The sequence below is a fragment of the Filifactor villosus genome (genome assembly GCF_042652965.1).
Taxonomy (GTDB): Bacteria; Bacillota; Clostridia; order Peptostreptococcales; family Filifactoraceae; genus Filifactor; species Filifactor villosus.
The window spans coordinates 1-787 of record NZ_JBHSHL010000064.1; the positions used below are offsets into that span (position 1 = coordinate 1).

A 787-nucleotide genomic window follows, 5' to 3' on the forward strand; every position below is an offset into this window, starting at 1 on the left:
CGCTTCTCCGACTTTTCGACCCTTTGCATCGGCTTAAACTTCAGCTCCGGGTGCTTGATGATCTTCATTTTCTGCCTCCTCTCGTGCTATTATTTTCTTCAGTGCCTCGATCAGTTGATAGCACTGTTTTGCGCTTAACCACTCTACCTTTTCCACGCCAAACATCTTCTTGCAAAAACCTTGAATTCGAGCAGGATTATTATCCCAACCCAGCGTCTTGACCAGCATGTGTATCTTCCGACGCATCCGCTCCGTGCTTTGTCTTCCTACCTTATTTTGATAAATCTCGCTCTCTTCCGCTCCGACGATCCGATTGATCACTGCATTCGCCTCTATCCAAGTAAGCGCCTTCATACTCTCTTTTTTTGCGACGGAGAAAATCAGAGCATAGAGGTCCTCTTTTGACATGCCCCGCTCTGCTGCACTTGCCCAGATTTTGTTAATCTGAGCTCGATTGATCTCTTTGTTCTTATATTGATTCGCCTTCATTCTACCCAGTCCTCTCTAAGATCGTTCAGTAACTCAAGTTCTTTCCTTAGTTCCTCATCCATATCCTGTGATGCTCCTGATAGTCCTCTATATTCTTGAGCCCTCCTTTGCGGCTTCCTTCGAAACCCTTGATTTTGAAGGTTTCTCATGATCCCTCGGGTATAACTCTCCCTGTGTGCCGGATAGTCCCGAATGTGGATCCGCAGCGCCTCGATCACCACATCCACACTGAACTTCTCCCAATATTTTACCTCCCTCTCCAGGATCGCCGGAGAGACCTTCCCCGTCAACCGCCCAT

General features: G+C 47.6%; 2 protein-coding genes. Both read right to left on the minus strand.

The genetic code is table 11. The features are described from left to right. Nucleotides 1-33 precede the first annotated feature (33 nt). On the minus strand, nucleotides 34-489 hold the full coding sequence (locus tag ACFO4R_RS11895) for a regulatory protein GemA (RefSeq protein ID WP_379789434.1): 456 nt from the start codon (nucleotides 487-489) through the stop codon (nucleotides 34-36). Then, the coding region (locus ACFO4R_RS11900; RefSeq protein ID WP_379789436.1) for a hypothetical protein at nucleotides 486-787 on the minus strand (302 nt) is incomplete at its 5' end. The genes ACFO4R_RS11895 and ACFO4R_RS11900, both read right to left, overlap by 4 nt.

Coding starts and splice junctions, on each gene's coding strand:
- ACFO4R_RS11895 (WP_379789434.1), bottom strand. CDS start 489: ATGAAGGCGAATCAATATAAGAACAAAGAGATCAATCGAGCTCAGATT.